Consider the following 17,666-nt stretch of genomic DNA (forward strand, 5'->3'; position numbering starts at 1 on the left):
CGGAGGTTGAATTAGCATGATCATGGCAACATCAGTACTAAACAATTCGACAGCATGGAAAAGACCTACAATAATTACGAAGCCTACCTATACTTCGGGCACGAAAGATCCTGTGATATGTCTCAATACATGTCTTGAGAATCAATGGTATTTCAGTATGAATCCACTCTCAACTGAACATATTGAGGCACAAAACCTCGATTCTTATGATTGGCATGAAATCATTGTTCCTGGTGAAGTTGCTATGCAAGGCTATAATATCGAAAATGACACACCATACTACTACACAACTTCTTTTATGATTCCAGAAGATTATGATGGAAAGCATGTAATCCTAAGGTTCCATGGTATATATTCCAAAGCTAAGGTATGGATAAACGGTTTGTATAACCGTGATCATCAGGGTGGATTTACGACATGGGATTGTGATATTACGGATCAGATCCGCGCTGGGCAAGCTACTACTATCGTCGTTGAATTCATCGATGACATATGGGACCCTTCAATTGGTAGCAAATACGCTCATCATAATATTGGTGGGATTCTAAGATCGATAGAGCTTATTGCAGTACCTAAGACGCATCTTACTAGATTTCATTATGACATTGAATTTGACACCGCTTACAATAACGCGTTTTTGCATGTATCATTAGGTGCCGAACTGAATCAAGCTAATGCTGCTTATGTTCAATTGGAGCTAACAGACCAACAACAATCCCTCGTAACACTTGAAGAGCACTCTATCTTTTTTGAGCCTGAGCAACAACACCTCGATATATCCTTCAACATTCAACACCCAAAGAAATGGAATGCTGAGCAGCCCTATCTATACACCCTACATGCCAAGTTATTTGACGATGAGCATCAATTGATCGAGCAAGCTGAAGTACAGGTTGGATTCCGACAAATCTGCTTCGCAGGAAAGAACGGGACAGATCCGAAAGAAATCTACATTAATGGAGAACGAATTAAATTAAGAGGCACATGCCGCCATAGTATCCATCCAAAGCTCGGTAGAACAACAACACCAGAAATGGATATACAGGATGTCATATTGCTACGAGAGCAAAATGTTAACTACGTACGAACCTCCCACTATCCACCATCGGAGGAGTTTCTTGCGGCGTGCGATGAGCTTGGCATGTATGTAGAGGAAGAAACAGCCGTTAACTTCCAGTATGCAAATGGACCTGGACCATGGCGGGATGACGAACCATGGTATATGAATCAATTAGCAGAAATGATAGAACGTGATCGTTCTCATCCTAGCGTCATAATATGGTCATTAGCTAATGAGAGTGGCTGGCGCGCTAATGAGGAAGGGGATAAATTCAGAAGACAACTGCAGTACGTTCAACAAGAGGAGACGACTCGGCCAACTAAATTCAGTTATCCGTTCTTAGTTGAGGATGGCAGTACAACCGATATTTACAGCGCACATTATATTGATTATACAAATGATATGGATTATCACTTAGTCACTTATGGGGTGTCTGAGAAAGATATCGTAATTAACTATTCTTCCCCTGTTATTCATGATGAATATGCACATATCGCTTGTTATAACATCGAGGAACTTGAACGAGACAATAACGTACGCAACTTCTGGGGTGAGAGTGTATATAAGATGTGGGATAAAATTGTAAATACGCATGGTGCGCTTGGTGGTGCATTGTGGGCTAATATTGATGATATATTCTTCCTGCCAGAAGGTGTCCCCGAACGACATCAACAGCATTCAATTGGTACTGCCGCAGGTTACGGAGAATGGGGGAATATGAGTGATGTCTGGCGCAGACAAAAGCCTGAATATTGGATGACTAAGAAAGCCTACTCCCCAATTCGGATTATGGAAGGCACCGTAGGGAATCCAGGATATGCCCCACTCGTCATCTCAATTAGTAACTGGTTCAATCACACTAACCTGAATGAAGTGAACATTTGCTACAGCATTCACGTGGATGGGCAAATTATTGCTCAACCGTCTTTCTATGGACCTGATATTAAGCCATACTCAAGTGGGCAACTCGAACTTCCAGCACGAGATTGGAGCGATCGAGAGCGCATACATTTACAGTTTCAAACATCGGATGGGATAGTCGTAGATGAATATCTGCTCCCAATTGCAACAAGAAAGTTCATATTCTGTGATGCCCAGTATGAAGCATTAAAGGTCGAAGAAACGGATGAGCAATATCTCATTCGTAACAACATGGTTTCTTTCACATATTGCAAAGAATCAGCGATGCTCTCTCAAGCAACTTTCCAAAATCGAGTCATACTTACAGGTGGCCCGCATTTGAATTTGACTGGTGTCGAGCTTGGTCATTGGATTCCAGGTTCCATTCATGTAGAAACTTGCGAGAATGACCAGCAGATTGTAGTCACAACTACTGGTCATTACACACTAGGCATAAAAGTTTTATTTGTTCAGAAGCTGTTCGCAAGTGGTAAATTTGAAATTCGCTATACGGTGGACAATGTTGAACTTGAGCTTGAGATACAAGAACTTGGTGTAGCAATCGATATGCCTGAGCACATCGATTATGTGGAATGGCAGAAATCAGGACGATTCAGTGTTTATCCTGAGAATCATATAGGGAGACTTACCGGCCGTGCCAACCGGGTTCGTAAAGCTAGTGATGAACAACCAGATGTTTACGGAGAGCAACCTGCGTGGGAATGGAAAGACGATATGCGCAACTATTATTTGGAACGTAAAGACGATTCTACTAAAGGAATAGTTACTAATGATTTCCAAACGATGCGAGAGTATATTCACTTCTATGCTGTTGGCCTAGCAGATACGGACGCCACTCTACGCGTAGAATCCAACGGAAACGAGGCTGCTCGAATAGCTTATATGTATCAACCGCCTACATTAGTTAGTTATGCGGATACCGATTCATTAACCTATAAGGGTGAATGGCAGCACCTACAAGATTCAAAAGCTATCATAGGTACGGTGTGGCATTCGAATACTCCGGGATCTACCATTGAATTCTCATTTTACGGTACAGGCGTTCAGTTCATGTATAAGAAACATAAAACTGGTGGAACGATGCATGTTCACGTAGATGATCAGCCCAAGCACATCATTGGTACACATAGTGATATTGGTATGCCACTGTACCAACAACGATTTACTTGCAGAGAACTTCCACTTGCTCACCATAAGATTACCATTGAAGTCCCCGTCGATTACGAGGGAGCGGAAGTTGTCATCGAGGCATTCGAAATTCTGAATGATACCATTCCTGCAAAAATCAAAGCACAGCTTATTATCAATCAAGGCTGGTACTACCCAGCGTTAGGCTGGGGGAATTATTGCGGAGAACCGATCCGTATTGAATCAGGTTATTCGCAAATGACTACGATCAGAATGACTAATAATCCTCAAATGATTATAGAGTACGGTAAATAGCGTATGGAGGTGTGAAAGGTCGGCTACTCAAATAATGGGTAGCCGACCTTCTGTCTTTTATGAGAATAATTGATCAATACCTTTGAACGTATTCTCTATAACATGCTCAGATGTATAAATAGATAGATGATGTGGTAGTAGTCCCTGTTCGAGCGCAGGTCCAAATACATCAAAACTTTTCGCGATTTGTCCGCCAAGCACGAGTCGCTGTGCTCCAAAGCCCACGATATAGGGATCAAGCATCTCAGCTAGACACGAACCAAATTCTTCGAATACTTGTTGATAGGCGAGGTTTCCCTGTCTTGCCAGATCAGCGAGCTCCTTCACATCCATGCCTTCTATCCAAAATCCACGTTCCTGTGCGGCATGTAGAATACCAGGACGGGAGAACACTTCATCGATCATTGTATGGCGATAAGGCTTATCATAGAGCTCTCCATTACCAGGAACTCCTCACCCTCAATTCGGATTTTTCCTTGATCAATGAAAGCAGAGCCCAGCCCTGTGCCGAGTGTTAAAGAGATAAAACGTTCTTGTGGAAATAAGGTACTGATCCCTAGCGCGAAAAGCTTAGTATCATTCTCGAAACGAATAGGTGCATGAACGAGTGCTGCTGCCCATGGCTGATCATTATTTGCTTCCAACAAGCTACGAATAATCTTCTTGAGATTCATACCGTAAAGCGATTCAAACTTGCATAAACCTTGGATATAGGAGATTCCTTGCTCATAATCAAATGGCCCGGGAAATGCAATTCCGATATGCCACACTGCAGCAGATAAATCGTTCGATAATGTTGTTCCAAACATATATTGGTATTGCATGATCGTCATGAATTGCTGGAGCGTAGTGCTGGCATCCTCACTTGCAAGCGAAGGGACTTGGAATTGAGAAGCTTGAATGGAGCAGCCATTCATGACGAGACTGGACTTGATAAAGGTCCCGCCAACGTCGAGTGCGATAACGAATTTAGTCTTCAAGGAAGCTCACATCCCAAGATTTGGATACCACAGTTTTTATGAGCGTACAAGGCTGGCTACCTAAATTCTCAACTAGATAGGCACCGAATGCAGCAGGCAGGATATAGGACTCCGCATACCGGAATTCGACTGAGACGGATTCATTGTCGCAGGATATAATTCTCACCTTCTACGAGATTGAACATGACCATTTGGTGATCCGTATGATCTTCCCATTTATCAGTTAAATGTAATCGGTGTACATAGAAAAGTAGATCCTCTCGTTGACCAAGTTCCACCATTTCGTTGCGACCTTGGGATTGTAATAGTACGGGCTTAGCGATTAAATTCTCCTGCACCCACGCTGTTTTCTTATAGAAATCAATATTCGGAAAGGCGTGATCAATATTAATCGGACGAGGTTTACCATCCATTCCTTGCGCAAGAAATCATAGATTTTAAACGTAAACCACCATGTTGTTGATGAAATCTCGAGGACAAGATTATTTTTTCCTGATGCATGCATTGTACCTGTTGGAATGAGGAATAGGTCGCCTTTTTCAGCTTCAAACTCGTTTACATAGTCTTTTAATGGGATAGGAATAGCCGTTTCCTGCGCTGCCTTCACCGCTTGATAGAAATTTTCTTCGGTGCAAGTATCCGTTAATCCCAAATAGACATGGGATGTTCCTTGCTTCTCCATAATGTAATAGGATTCTTGCTGCTCCATAAATTCATTAAATTCACTTCGAATATACGATTGCTTAGGATGGACTTGGCAAGATAAATTGTCACCCTCTATCGTATCCAAGTAGTCGAAGCGAATCGGGAAGTAATCTCCGTATAATTGAACGTTGCGTTCGCCGAGAATGGCAAGATACTCATAGAATAATAGAGTTCTTCGGTGCGATCGCTACATATATAGTAACATGCCTGTTGTTTAACCATTCTTAAAGCTTTCAATAAACTTGGAAGCTAGTGATGATAAGTATTTATCTTTGATCCAGACGGCGGCGACCCGCGTGCGAAGCGACTCACTACTGATTTCTTTATAAATCAAATTACGATTACTCGTTAATTCGAAAGCGGATTTGGGGATAATTCCGATGCCGAGACCAGCATTTGCCCAGAGCAGTGTTGTTCGCGCATCATCATTCATACAGAAAATTAGCGGATCAAAACCATTCTCAAGACAGGTTTCCCGGATAAGCTGCTCAAAACGGCGGTAGATAATGAGCGGCTTATCTTTTAACTCACCGATCTCAACGAAGTTTTCATCTGTTTTCCAGTCATACTCTGGAGTCATTACGGCAATCATAGGCTCAGCTTGTGTGTAAAGACATTCTAAATTTGTAGCATTAAAGGGTGTCCGGACAATGCCAATCTCTACAATGCCCTTGTTCAAAAGGTCGATGATTCTGAAGGTATTCCCTTCATGGATTTCAAATTTAACGCCTTGATACGTTTTGTGAAACTCACATAGTCGATCTTGGAGCAGGGTCGCTCCTGAGGAAGAGACAGTGCCAATGGCAAGAGTTCCTTTTAAGCCTTTGACAAAATCATTGAGCTCCCGGGCAGTGGAATCAGCCAGCTCCAGAATTTGTTGAGCCCGGTCACGCAAAATGGCTCCTGCTTCGGTAAGTTGTACACTGCGCGGACCTCGATCTACAAGCTTGACGCCTAGTTCTTCCTCAAGCAGCTTAAGCTGCTGACTGAGCGGAGGCTGAGCCATTTGCAGCTTTCTGGCTGCAGAAGTAATCTGCCCTTCCTCAGCGATAGCCATAAAATATTTAAGCTGTCTAATATCCATAAAAAGAATCCTCCGAACTTGAGATATGTTAATCGTATGGGAGCGATACGAATCAAATATTATTAATATGTGAGTAGATATGCCATAATCATAACTGTTATTATACATATTTCAAGTGCTTAAATACTTCTTATGTTGGGTGTGGATGACGTTGTTTAAAATTGCAGTCTATTTAAAACCGTACAAAAAAGAAGCCATCATCGGTCCAATCTTCAAGTTGATGGAAGCGATTCTGGAGCTGATTTTGCCTACCATTGTCGCGTTAATCATCAATAACGGGGTAGGAAATCATGACAGTGCTTATGTATACCGTATGGGTGGCCTGATGGTGCTGATGTCTCTGCTTGGCTTCGGTTGCTCCATGGTGTGCCAATACTATGCAGCACGAGCATCTCAGGGATTCGGCACGACGCTTCGTAATAAAATGTTCAAACATATTACATCTTTATCGTACGCTGAGCTGGATACGTTCGGTACGCCTACGCTGATTAACAGAATTACCAATGACGTAAACCAGCTGCAGATTGCAGTGGCTATGCTGATTCGCCTGGTTATTCGTGCGCCGTTTATCTGCATCGGGGCTATCATAATGTCCATGATTTTGGATTTTAGATTATCGCTGATTTTAATAGCGGCAACGCCGATTTTTGGCATTATATTATATTTTATTATCACTCGAAGTGCACCTTTGTATCGAAAATACCAGCAGAAGCTGGATGCCCTTGCGCTCGTTCTTAGTGAGAATTTGTCGGGGATACGAGTCATTCGTGCTTTTGCGAAGAGACGTACGGAAAAAGAACGTTTTGATGCCTCATCTGAGGATTTAACCACTACAGCGATCCGGGTCTCGCGGATTTCCGCTTTACTTGGACCTATGACGACACTTGTAGTAAACGCGGCGATCATAGCTATTTTATGGGTAGGTGGAATTCACATTGATGGGGGGCGATTGTCTCAAGGTGAGATCATTGCCTTTATCAATTACGTCACTCAAATCTTGCTGGCACTTATAGTGGTCTCCAACTTGGTCATTATTTTTACAAAAGCCTCATCTTCTGCCAATCGTGTGAATGAAGTGCTGAGTGTCAAAGCATCCGTGTCCGAGGACGGGAATGTTGTGATGACTGAACCTGATCATACCGCTCCTGCCATATCATTCGATCATGTATCGTTTGGTTATAATACAACAGGAGAATTGGCATTAGAGGATATTTCGGTAGTCATTAACCGCGGAGAAACTGTGGGGCTGATTGGCAGTACGGGTTCTGGTAAATCTACTTTCGTGAACTTAATTCCACGTTTTTATGATGCAGTGCAAGGTGAAGTTAAAGTGGATGGAGTGAATGTCAGAGATTATAAGCTGCATCAGCTTCGTGAGAAAATAGGGATTGTGCCGCAAAAAGCAGTGTTGTTTACTGGAACAATCGCTGAGAATATTCGTTGGGGTAAGGAAGACGCAAACGAGGAAGAAATCATGCAAGCAGCCTCTGTTGCTCAGGCGGAAGAGTTTATTCGTAAATTGCCAGAAGGATTGAATACTCAGGTATCACGTGGCGGACTTAATTTATCCGGGGGGCAAAAGCAGCGCTTGACCATAGCTCGTGCAGTGGTAGGTAAGCCGTCGATTCTAATTCTGGATGACTCCTCCAGTGCGCTAGATTTCGCTACTGATGCGGCTCTACGTAAAGCGCTCAAAGAGAGCAGCCAGCAAATGACCGTACTCGTTGTCTCGCAGAGGGTGAGCACTGTAAGGCAAGCGGATAAAATTATGGTATTTGAGGAAGGGCGGATCGCCGGTATCGGAACCCATGAGGAGCTGATGCGTGGTTGTGAAGTGTACAAAGAAATCTGCCTGTCCCAGCTATCGAGTGAGGAGTCGGGCCAATGAACAAAAACAACATTTGGAAAAGACTAATTGTATATACAGGACATTATAGAAAAATAGCTATTGGGGCAGTTATATGCGCGTTACTCAGTGTGATCGCCAGTCTAATCGGACCACTACTTATCGGTAAAGCCATTGATTTTATGATCGGACCGGGAGAGGTGGATTTTGACGCCGTACTTAGACTGCTTTTGATTCTGGCAGCGGTATATATTGTCGGCAGCTTTTTTGGATGGCTCCTTACCTATCTGACGAATCGAATCGCCTACCGGACTGTATATGACTTACGGCGGGAGCTTTTTGATAAATTAAATGTTTTGCCTTTAAAATTTCACGACAACCACCCGCAAGGAGACAGTATCAGCCGGTTTGTTAACGATATGGATGCCGTCTCTGATGGACTGCTGCAAGGTTTCTCCACACTGCTTACAGGGATCATCACCATTGTAGGGGCAATTGTGCTTATGTTGTACATCAGTCCTCTGATGACCTTAGTAGTTCTTCTGTCAGCACCCGCCACCTTTTTTGTGGCCAGATTTATTACGATGCGATCTCAAAAGATGTTTAAAGAGCAGGCGAAGATTCTCGGTGGTCTCAATGGCTATGTGGAGGAAATGATCGGTGGGCAAAAAGTAGTCACCGCTTATCATTATGAAGAACGTGCAATGTCTCAGTTTGAAGAACAAAACGAGACATTATATCAGACCGGTGTGAAGTCACAATTTTATGGCTCCTTATCCAATCCGACAACGCGGCTAGTAAATAACGTTACGTTCTCAGTTATAGCTATGATCGGTAGTGTTATGGTAATTCGGGGTCATTTCACGGTAGGGGATCTGTCCAGTTTCTTGATCTTCTCCAACTTGTTCGCTAAGCCGTTTAATGAAATAACAGGTGTGATTACACAGCTTCAATCGGCAACTGCCTCTGCGCAGCGGATCTTCGCCATTCTCGATCTAACACCAGAACCCGCTGATTCTAAGGGCGCCAAAATCATGAGTACAAGTCAAGGAACCATTACCTTCGAAAAAGTATCCTTTGCTTATAATCCAGAACGTCCCTTGATTAACGATTTCAGTCTAGAAGTGAAGCCCGGTACCCGAGTTGCGATTGTAGGTCAGACTGGAGCAGGGAAGACGACGCTAGTAAACCTGCTCATGCGTTTCTACGATGTGGACCGTGGGTCCATCAAGATTGATGGTGTGGATATTAAGACCATTACGCGTGACAGTCTGCGACGTAATTTTGGGATGGTGTTGCAGGATACTTGGCTCTTTGGGGGCACGATCAGAGATAATATTGCTTACGGAAAACCTGGGGCTACAGAGGAGGAAGTCATCGCTGCTGCTAAAGCTGCTAATGCTCATAGCTTCATTAAACGTCTGCCTGAAGGGTATGATACGAAGATCAGTGGCTCAGGGGATAATCTCTCCCAAGGACAGAAGCAGCTGCTTACCATTGCACGAGTAATGCTTGTAGATCCGCCTATGCTCATCTTAGACGAGGCTACAAGCAGTATTGATACATTAACTGAGGTACGGATTCAAAAAGCTTTTCTGACTATGATCGCTGGTCGGACCAGCTTTGTGATTGCCCACCGATTGTCAACGATTCGGGAGTCGGATCTCATTCTTTTCATGAAGGATGGAGACATTGTGGAGAGTGGTACGCATGATCAACTCCTAGCCAGCGGTGGATATTACGCCAGATTATATAACAGTCAGTTCGCCTCAGCGTAGACTTTGTGAATAAAAAGAAGTATTCGACCCTATTTTGGGTGAGGATGCTTCTTTTTTGTCAGTAGCATGGCATTTACTGTCCCGTAAATGAAACCTCAGATGGTTCCCTTCGTATCCTTAAATATGCAAATATTAGGGAGGGAATTCATTACAATGTCAATGTTTAAACGAATGCTCGCGAGTGCCGGAATTGGAGCGGCAAAAGTAGATCTCATGCTCCATCAAGATTTCGTGAACGCAGGTGATACGATCAGTGGTTCCGTTCGAATTCAAGGTGGCCGAGTGGATCAGGAGGTCGATGACGTCTACGCATTCGTTAAGACGCGTTACTTGAAAGAGCTGAACGATAAGAAGATGGAAGTGGAAGCGACGGTATCCAAATTCCTGTTAGCAAGTAAATTTAAAGTAGTGGCGGAGCAGGTCTATGAATTTCCTGTCTCATTCCAGCTTCCGGCGATAACGCCAGTGACGTTAGGTAGATCGCCGGTTTGGATTCAAACCGGACTTGATATTAAAGAGGCAATTGATCCGAAGGATCAGGATTATCTTCAAGTAGGCCCTCATCCATATTGTGCTATTATTTTGGATGCGATGAATCAGCTCGGGTTCCAAATTCGTGAAGTGACTTGTGAATATGCACCGCGTTACGGCAGGATCAATGGGTTAGATTTTGTTCAAGAATTTGAATTCGTTCCCCCCTCACAGTTCCGGAATCAACTAGACGAATTAGAAATCGTTTTCTTTCCAAATGAGGATGGAATTGAGTTGCTCCTACAGATTGATCGCAAGGCACGTGGTTTAGCTGGTTTGTTCGCCGATGCGCTTGATACAGATGAGAGCTTTGTGAAAATACGCTTTGATCACAATCAACTTGCTTACGGAGTTGACTATGTAGCTGATCAACTGCTCGCAACGATCCATAAATACGTATAAACAGGATTATAAAAGAGAGGGGAGAGCCCCTCTCTTTTTTCGTTTTTATAAAGAAAAATTTATTTATATGAAGGAATGAACTAAATGGACAGGATAAACGTACTATAGTAAAACTATCCTAACAATGTATGAAACGGTAGGCATTGATTGCATGATGAAAGTTACTAATACGAATACGAACGGAGAGGGAGTGCCAAGATGTTGACAATAAAGCATTTTACCAAGAGCTATAAGGGCGGTAAGAAGGCAGTGAATGACTTGAACTTAGTGGTCGAGAAAGGCGATATTTATGGCTTTATCGGTCATAACGGCGCGGGGAAAACAACGACGATTCGGGCAGTAGTAGGTGTTCTTGATTTTGAAGAGGGGGAGATCGAAATAGGTGGATATTCCATCAAAAAAGATCCTTTAGCCTGCAAAGCGATCACTGCGTATATTCCAGATAATCCAGATCTATACGATCATCTGACCGGCATTCAATACTTGAATTTTATTGGTGATCTTTTTAGTGTATCGAAAGCAGATCGGGAGTTGTTGATTAAGAAATATGGCGATGAATTTGAGATTACATCTCATTTGGGGGATTTAATCTCCTCGTATTCTCATGGTATGAAGCAGAAGCTCGCGATCATCTCAGCACTGATACATAAACCGAAGCTGTTAGTGCTGGATGAGCCCTTTGTGGGACTTGATCCAAAAGCGGCACACACGCTTAAAAAAATCATGACGGAGATTTGCAGTCAGGGCAGTGCGATCTTTTTTTCAACGCATGTACTGGATGTAGCGGAGAAGCTCTGTAATAAGATTGCCATTATCAAAGCGGGAGAATTGATTACGCATGGGAAAACAGAAGAGGTGAAGGGTGACAGCAGCCTTGAAGATGTATTTTTGGAGTTGATTAAGCATGATTAATATCTGGAGATTGACGAAGATTCAGCTGATCTCTTCCTTTGGGTTAAATAAAGCTTTGCACACACGTGATGTGAAAGAAAGACAAAAAATGCTGTGGCTGACCATCGGGATCCTAATTGGAATTGTTATGATGGCTGTGGTTTCATTTGGTTATAGCTATATGATAGCAGAGACCCTTGAACAGATTGGCCGGCCAGAGCTGCTCCTTGCGATAATGATGGCAGTTACTTGCTTAATCGGATTTTTTACAACGATCTATAAGGCTAGTGGTGTATTATTTGGCTCCAAAGACTACGATCTCGTAATGTCGCTGCCAATCAAAACGAGTCATATTGTAGCAAGTCGGGTGGCTCAGCTTTATGTGTTAAACCTATTCTTCTCTTTGATGGTGATGGTACCTGCAGGCATTGTTTATGCTATAAAGGTGAATCCCGGCGTACTATATTATTTGTATTTTTTGATGACACTGTTATTTATTCCATTAGTGCCGATCATAGCTGCAACGATTATAGGTGCTCTGATCAGCTGGGTTTCCTCAAGATTTAAAGGAAGTCGTATAATAACGCTCATCCTAACTTTTGTTGTAATTATTGCTATAATTGTTGGTTCAGGTCAAATAAATGGTAACAATCCACAATTACTTGCGGATATGAGCGCTCAAATTGCTGATCAAATATACAACTTGTATCCTTTGACGCTTATGTATGTAAATGCGGTTTGCTCGTTTCAGTTTGATTCCTTAGTATTGTTTATTGGGTTTTCGCTGATTTCTTTTATGCTGTTTACCATCGTGCTTGGTAGCAAATATAAAGCGATCCACACAGGTCTAACGACTTCTTTTTCAAAAAATAAATATCAAATGAAATCACTTGCAGTATCTTCACCGCTTTACACATTGTATAAAAAAGAGCTGCGTCGCTATTTTAGTTCTTCTATCTATGTACTTAACACGAGTATAGGCATGGTAATGTTACTTGTGTTAGCGATCGCCTTACTGTTCGTTAGTGCAGACCAACTAGGTCAACTCGTTGAGATACCAGAGCTTTCAAATTATCTGAATCGACTGGCTCCACTGTTTGTTTCCGTTTTTGTAACTTTAAGCTGTACGACATCCAGTTCTATTTCGCTCGAAGGTAATAATATTTGGATTTTAAAAAGCGCACCTGTGCCGACAATAACGATATTGCTAAGTAAAATCGCAGTGAATCTTACGATTACCGTGCCGATTGTAGTTGTCAGTAGTCTGCTCCTCATGATATCTCTAGACACCGGATGGATGGAAAGTTTGCTATTATTGGTTATTCCCGTCTTATATGCTTGTCTTACTGCAATGACTGGTGTACTCGTTAATTTGAAGTTACCTAAACTGGAGTGGACAAATGAAGTATCGGTAGTCAAACAAAGTGCATCTGTTTTAGTTGCGATGTTGATAGGCTTTATAAGCTTACTGATTCCAGTTGGTTTGAGTCTTCTTCTAGCCGATCTGAACGGTAATCTCATATTGTTAGGTATTGGAATGTTGATATTAGTGGTGTGTGGTGCGATGTATCAATACATTCAATCCAAAGGGGAGCTTTTATTTCGGGCTCTTTAAATCATAGGGGGATCCTAATAGTCGTAACGGCTAGTGGGATGCCCTATTTTTTTTGCGCTCTACCAATATTTTAGCAGTGTTTATAGCTTCTATCCTTGGTATAATTCGAAGATTATATCCGAGGAGGATCATCTCGTGAACAATAGATTTGGTAGATTTGTAATTACGATACTTGTAGTAGTGCTTGTAGCGGGAGTATTTATTCAACATATATCGGCTGATGATGAGGCGCCTTTTAAGGATATAGATACTAGCTATGCTAAAAATGAAATTATAGATTTGTATCACCGCAACATATTAACCGGCACAACGGCGACAAGCTTTTCACCTACTCAATCAATTACTAGGGCGGAATTCATTACGGTTCTTGACCGTCTGCTAAAGCTTGATCCGGCAGTCAGTCCAGTATCTCCTTATACAGATGTAGCTAAAAAAGCTTGGTATTACGGCTGGATACAGGCAGCTGTTCAGCTTGAGCTGGCTAACGGCACATCGGCAACTACTTTCACGCCAGCAAAAGCAGTTACCAGGCAGGAAGCGGCTGTATGGATGGCCAAAGCTTTAAAGCAAACAAACCATACTCATGCTCTAACTTCGTTCAATGATCGAAATGAAATTGCTAGCTGGGCAAGATCAGCTGTTGCAACTGTAAATGATCTAGGTTTAATGAAGGGGGATAATCGCAAGAATTTCCGACCCTCTGATCCTATAACTAGACAGGAAACGGCCGTCCTCATTGACCGAGTGCTGCAAAATGAGAGTTGGGCAGCAGAACTCGATGATGAGCCGGAGGATCGAATCGTTATAGGCTGGCAATATGGGCAGACGACGGCACAATATGAGAATACGGTTCTGAAATCCAACGTTAACACCTTATCACCACGGTGGTATTATGTAGGAAAAACAGGTGCAGTAACGGATTCAACGGATACTTCGCTGATCACATGGGCAAAGAAGAATAATAAGAAAATATGGGCGATGGTAGGCAATCGATCGGATCAAGAAGCGACCCATCAAATGTTGTCGAGTGTAACCACAAGGAATACTGCAGTAAATCAATTAGTAGCTTTAGTGAGCAAATATAGATTAGATGGACTAAACATTGATTTTGAAAATGTAGCGCCTGACGATCGTGAGTATTTGACCTCGTTCATTACATTATTAGCTGAGAAAATGCATGCTCTTAACGCGAAGCTATCAATAGACGTCTCTCCTGATCTTGGAACAGATTGGACAGATGCTTTTGACTACGCTGCACTAGGTAAGCAAGTGAACTATATGGTGATGATGGGTTATGACGAACATTATGACGGGAGTAAGCTTCCAGGGTCCAATGCTTCTATTCCTTTTGATCAACATGCAGTGGATACTGTACTAAAGGACGTACCCAGCCATAAGGTTATATTGGCACTGCCTTTATATAATCGGGACTGGACATTGAATCAGAATGGTACGGTTTCATCTTCAAAGTATATCTCGCTTCCGGAGCAAAATCAGATTATTAGTAGCTATGGAATGAAACCTGTATGGAATGAGACTTTAGGACAATATGTTGCCAACTATTCGAAGCAGTCCATAAAGCACACGATCTGGATTGAGGATGGCCGTTCTTTAATAGCGAAATACGATTTAAGCGTTAAGAACAATCTAGCCGGAATCGCTTATTGGTATATAGGTGGGGAAAGCGCAGATATATGGTCTAGCGTAAGTAATGCAGAGAAATTTTACGATTATAGCTTTTAAAAAGAAAGACTGGATGCATATAGCTATCTTGCTATGGCATTCAGTCTTTTTATTTAGTTATCACAGCGCAACGACCGCGCGTTACGGTGAAAGCTCTTGGCACGCAACATATACACTAAATATATATATTTGAGGAATTATAAGTCATAATCATCCATATAAAAGTTACATTTTTCACTAGTATGAAATAATTAATAAATGCTATATTCTTCTTGAGCAATTATACATATGGAGGAATTCAAAGGATGCCATCAATTACAGAAACAATTCAACTGATCGAATCAAAAGAATTTCAAAGAACATTAGAAAGTCTGTATGGTGATGTTCCATCTATCATTAACGATCAAAAGCAAAGATATAAGACCTTGGTTCAGGAATATGTAAAAAAATTTGCAGAGGGCGAAGTGTTTCTCTTTAGCTCACCAGGGCGCAGTGAAATTAGTGGCAATCATACAGATCATAATCTGGGTAAAGTAATTGCTGCCAGTATAAACATGGATTGTATTGGAGCGGCTGCGAAAAATGATCAAAATATTATTCGTATAAAAAGCATTACCTATAACGAAGACTTCAATATTGATTTGAATTCGAGTGGGAATAGCCTTAACCTTTCAGGAACATATACCTTAGTTAAAGGGATTTTGGACGGTTTTGAACGTTACGGTTATAAATTAGGCGGTTTTGATGTTTGTATCACAAGTGATGTCATAAGTGCAGCAGGTGTAAGCTCATCAGCTTCTTTTGAGATGTTGATATGTTCAATTATTAATTTCTTCTACAACAATAACGAGATGGATGTCGTTACCTGTGCCAAGATAGGCCAATATGCAGAGAATTCAGAGTGGAACAAACAATCGGGTTTGCTCGACCAAATTGCTTGTGGATATGGGGGACTAATTTCGATTGATTTTAAAACCATCGAGGCTCCGCTGATCACTACATTAAATTTTTCATCCATTGACAAAGGTTATGAGTTATTTATTGTCCCCACAGGTGCAAACCATGCAGATTTAAGTGAAGAATACTCCTCAATTCCAACAGAAATGAAGGCTGTTGCCCGAGAACTTGGGAAAAATGTGCTTCGTGATTTAGAAAAGCAAGATATATTGGACAACCTGGACAAACTTAGAGAGAGTGTTGGAGATAGAGCTGTATTGAGAGCACTGCATTTCTATGAGGAAAACATTCGAGTTGATCAACAAGTAAAAGCTTTGACAGACGATAATGCAAACAGCTTCATAAGACTCGTAAATGAATCTGGAAACTCATCCTGGAAATGGCTGCAAAATTGCTATTCTAACTCTACTCCTACTGAACAGGGTGTGACACTATATTTGGCATTAACTGAGCTGTTTATCAAGGAGAAGGGGGCAGGAGCCTGCAGGGTACATGGAGGCGGTTTTGCAGGAGTTATAATGGCTTTATTGCCAAAAGAATATACGGATTCCTATAAAGCATATATGCACTCATTTGGTGTTGAGCAGATTTATCCTGTCCGCATTCGTAAACATGGTGCTATTAATTTAAATCTATTATAGGCGTTTATCAGCCGGCACCTAGTTAGCATATAGCTATATACTTGGTGCCGATTTTTTTTCTGATGATGTTCTGGTTCACGAAATATGAGAATATTAAATGAGTGTTTTAGTCATTATAAAATCAATTTGTTCTTCATTACCCATATAGAAAGAGTGAGTCCCTGTTTGAACGAAATTCATTTTTTCATAGAATTTAATTGCATTCTCATTTTTTTCCCAAACGCCTAACCAAATCTTCTCTTTATTCTGATCTTTTGCTATGTCTAATGCCTTATTCATCAGGTATTTACCTAGTCCCCGTTTATGAAATTTCCCCCTGATATAAATCCTCTCGATTTCAAGCGAATCATTACCCATTTTTTCTGATTGGGCATCATTAAAGTTTAGCTTTAAATACCCAGCAACTTCCTTATTCAAAAAAATAAAATAGAATTCCGAACAATTATTTAATAATTCTTTTCCTAATTGTTTCAAATTAAAAGCACGATCTAAGTAAGCTTTCATAATTGCAGGTGAGTTTTGATTCTGAAATGTATCGTTAAATGTTTCAACACTGATTTCTTGGAGCAACCCTAAATCTTCAAACGTACACTTTTTTATATTTATGGTCATTTTTATTTGTCCTCCGTTTACTAAGTCAATAATCTCTTTTGTTTCCTTTTTTGACTAACTCCCAGTCTTTTTCTACATTTTTTCTAACTCTCTGCAGCATGGTGGAAATATGTTCTACTTCACTCTCGGAGAATCCAGATAATGCGACCTTATTGGAATAATCGTTTTCCCTTTTTATGTATGGGTACAAAGTAACCCCTTTCTCTGTAGGAAATAGTTTTTTTATTTTTTTATTTTGATTGTCTTCTTTCTTTTCAATAAATCCATTAATTTCTAATTTCTTAATTGCACGTGAAGCTGTTGTTCGATCTACTTTTATCATCTCAGCTAACTTTTCTTGAATTATTCCTGGGTTTTCACATATTCGAACAAGGTACAAATATTGCCCTTTTGTAAGGTCATGTTCTGCAAATTCTATATTGCTTATTGAATCTAATGCCCTAGCTATCATTCCAATTTCACGTAGGATTTCCTTCATAAATAACTCCTTAGCGCGTATTTTGTTGTAAATGCAATA

14 protein-coding genes are annotated in these 17,666 nt (G+C 41.3%); 8 read left to right on the forward strand and 6 right to left on the reverse strand.

Annotated elements, in window-relative coordinates; translation table 11 throughout:
- The first annotated feature begins 16 nt into the window (after nucleotides 1–16).
- Entirely contained in the window at nucleotides 17–3,424 is a 3,408-nt protein-coding gene (locus tag MKX60_RS31110; protein WP_341062046.1) for a glycoside hydrolase family 2 protein, read from the forward strand.
- A gap of 57 nt (nucleotides 3,425–3,481) precedes the next feature.
- Here MKX60_RS31110 and MKX60_RS31115 read toward each other — a convergent pair whose 3' ends face one another.
- The 4 genes from MKX60_RS31115 to MKX60_RS31130 form a co-directional block, all read right to left on the reverse strand.
- Nucleotides 3,482–3,829, reverse strand: a complete 348-nt coding sequence (locus MKX60_RS31115; RefSeq protein ID WP_341062047.1) for an ROK family protein — start codon at nucleotides 3,827–3,829, stop codon at nucleotides 3,482–3,484.
- Nucleotides 3,826–4,404: an ROK family protein gene (locus tag MKX60_RS31120; protein ID WP_341062048.1), complete on the reverse strand. Its 579-nt coding sequence runs from the start codon at nucleotides 4,402–4,404 to the stop codon at nucleotides 3,826–3,828. Before MKX60_RS31120 ends, MKX60_RS31115 begins: the two co-directional genes overlap by 4 nt.
- 322 nt (nucleotides 4,405–4,726) lie before the next feature.
- Nucleotides 4,727–5,113 (reverse strand): hypothetical protein, encoded by a 387-nt coding sequence (locus MKX60_RS31125; RefSeq protein ID WP_341062050.1) that lies wholly within the window; start codon nucleotides 5,111–5,113, stop codon nucleotides 4,727–4,729.
- Nucleotides 5,114–5,323: 210 nt separating this feature from the next.
- A complete protein-coding gene (locus MKX60_RS31130; protein WP_076286242.1) occupies nucleotides 5,324–6,193 on the reverse strand; it encodes a LysR family transcriptional regulator in 870 nt (289 codons plus the stop codon).
- Between the two features lie 151 nt (nucleotides 6,194–6,344).
- On the opposite strand from MKX60_RS31130, the gene MKX60_RS31135 reads away from it, so the two are divergent.
- The 7 genes from MKX60_RS31135 (at nucleotide 6,345) to MKX60_RS31165 (ending at nucleotide 16,537) form a co-directional block, all read left to right on the forward strand.
- Entirely contained in the window at nucleotides 6,345–8,081 is a 1,737-nt protein-coding gene (locus MKX60_RS31135; RefSeq protein WP_076300584.1) for an ABC transporter ATP-binding protein, read from the forward strand.
- On the forward strand, nucleotides 8,078–9,817 hold the full coding sequence (locus MKX60_RS31140; RefSeq protein ID WP_076300585.1) for an ABC transporter ATP-binding protein: 1,740 nt from the start codon (nucleotides 8,078–8,080) through the stop codon (nucleotides 9,815–9,817). The genes MKX60_RS31135 and MKX60_RS31140 overlap by 4 nt, the downstream gene beginning before the upstream one ends.
- A 153-nt stretch (nucleotides 9,818–9,970) precedes the next feature.
- Nucleotides 9,971–10,750, forward strand: coding sequence for a sporulation protein (locus MKX60_RS31145; RefSeq protein ID WP_076286239.1), 780 nt, complete (start codon nucleotides 9,971–9,973; stop codon nucleotides 10,748–10,750).
- A gap of 198 nt (nucleotides 10,751–10,948) precedes the next feature.
- Nucleotides 10,949–11,662 carry an ABC transporter ATP-binding protein gene (locus tag MKX60_RS31150; RefSeq protein WP_076300586.1) on the forward strand — a complete coding sequence of 238 codons (714 nt, stop codon included), beginning with the start codon at nucleotides 10,949–10,951 and terminating at the stop codon, nucleotides 11,660–11,662.
- Nucleotides 11,655–13,256 carry a hypothetical protein gene (locus MKX60_RS31155; protein WP_341062051.1) on the forward strand — a complete coding sequence of 534 codons (1,602 nt, stop codon included), beginning with the start codon at nucleotides 11,655–11,657 and terminating at the stop codon, nucleotides 13,254–13,256. The genes MKX60_RS31150 and MKX60_RS31155 overlap by 8 nt, the downstream gene beginning before the upstream one ends.
- A 135-nt stretch (nucleotides 13,257–13,391) precedes the next feature.
- Nucleotides 13,392–14,999, forward strand: coding sequence for an S-layer homology domain-containing protein (locus tag MKX60_RS31160; protein ID WP_341062052.1), 1,608 nt, complete (start codon nucleotides 13,392–13,394; stop codon nucleotides 14,997–14,999).
- Nucleotides 15,000–15,244: 245 nt separating this feature from the next.
- On the forward strand, nucleotides 15,245–16,537 hold the full coding sequence (locus tag MKX60_RS31165; RefSeq protein ID WP_341062053.1) for a galactokinase: 1,293 nt from the start codon (nucleotides 15,245–15,247) through the stop codon (nucleotides 16,535–16,537).
- Between the two features lie 93 nt (nucleotides 16,538–16,630).
- Here the strand turns inward: MKX60_RS31165 and MKX60_RS31170 are convergent, their stop codons facing one another.
- Nucleotides 16,631–17,149 (reverse strand): GNAT family N-acetyltransferase, encoded by a 519-nt coding sequence (locus MKX60_RS31170; protein ID WP_076300589.1) that lies wholly within the window; start codon nucleotides 17,147–17,149, stop codon nucleotides 16,631–16,633.
- Nucleotides 17,150–17,174: 25 nt separating this feature from the next.
- Nucleotides 17,175–17,627: a MarR family winged helix-turn-helix transcriptional regulator gene (locus tag MKX60_RS31175; protein ID WP_076300590.1), complete on the reverse strand. Its 453-nt coding sequence runs from the start codon at nucleotides 17,625–17,627 to the stop codon at nucleotides 17,175–17,177.
- Between the last annotated feature and the right edge of the window lie 39 nt (nucleotides 17,628–17,666).

This window comes from Paenibacillus sp. FSL R5-0914, from assembly GCF_038004525.1.
Classification (GTDB): domain Bacteria; phylum Bacillota; class Bacilli; order Paenibacillales; family Paenibacillaceae; genus Paenibacillus_AQ.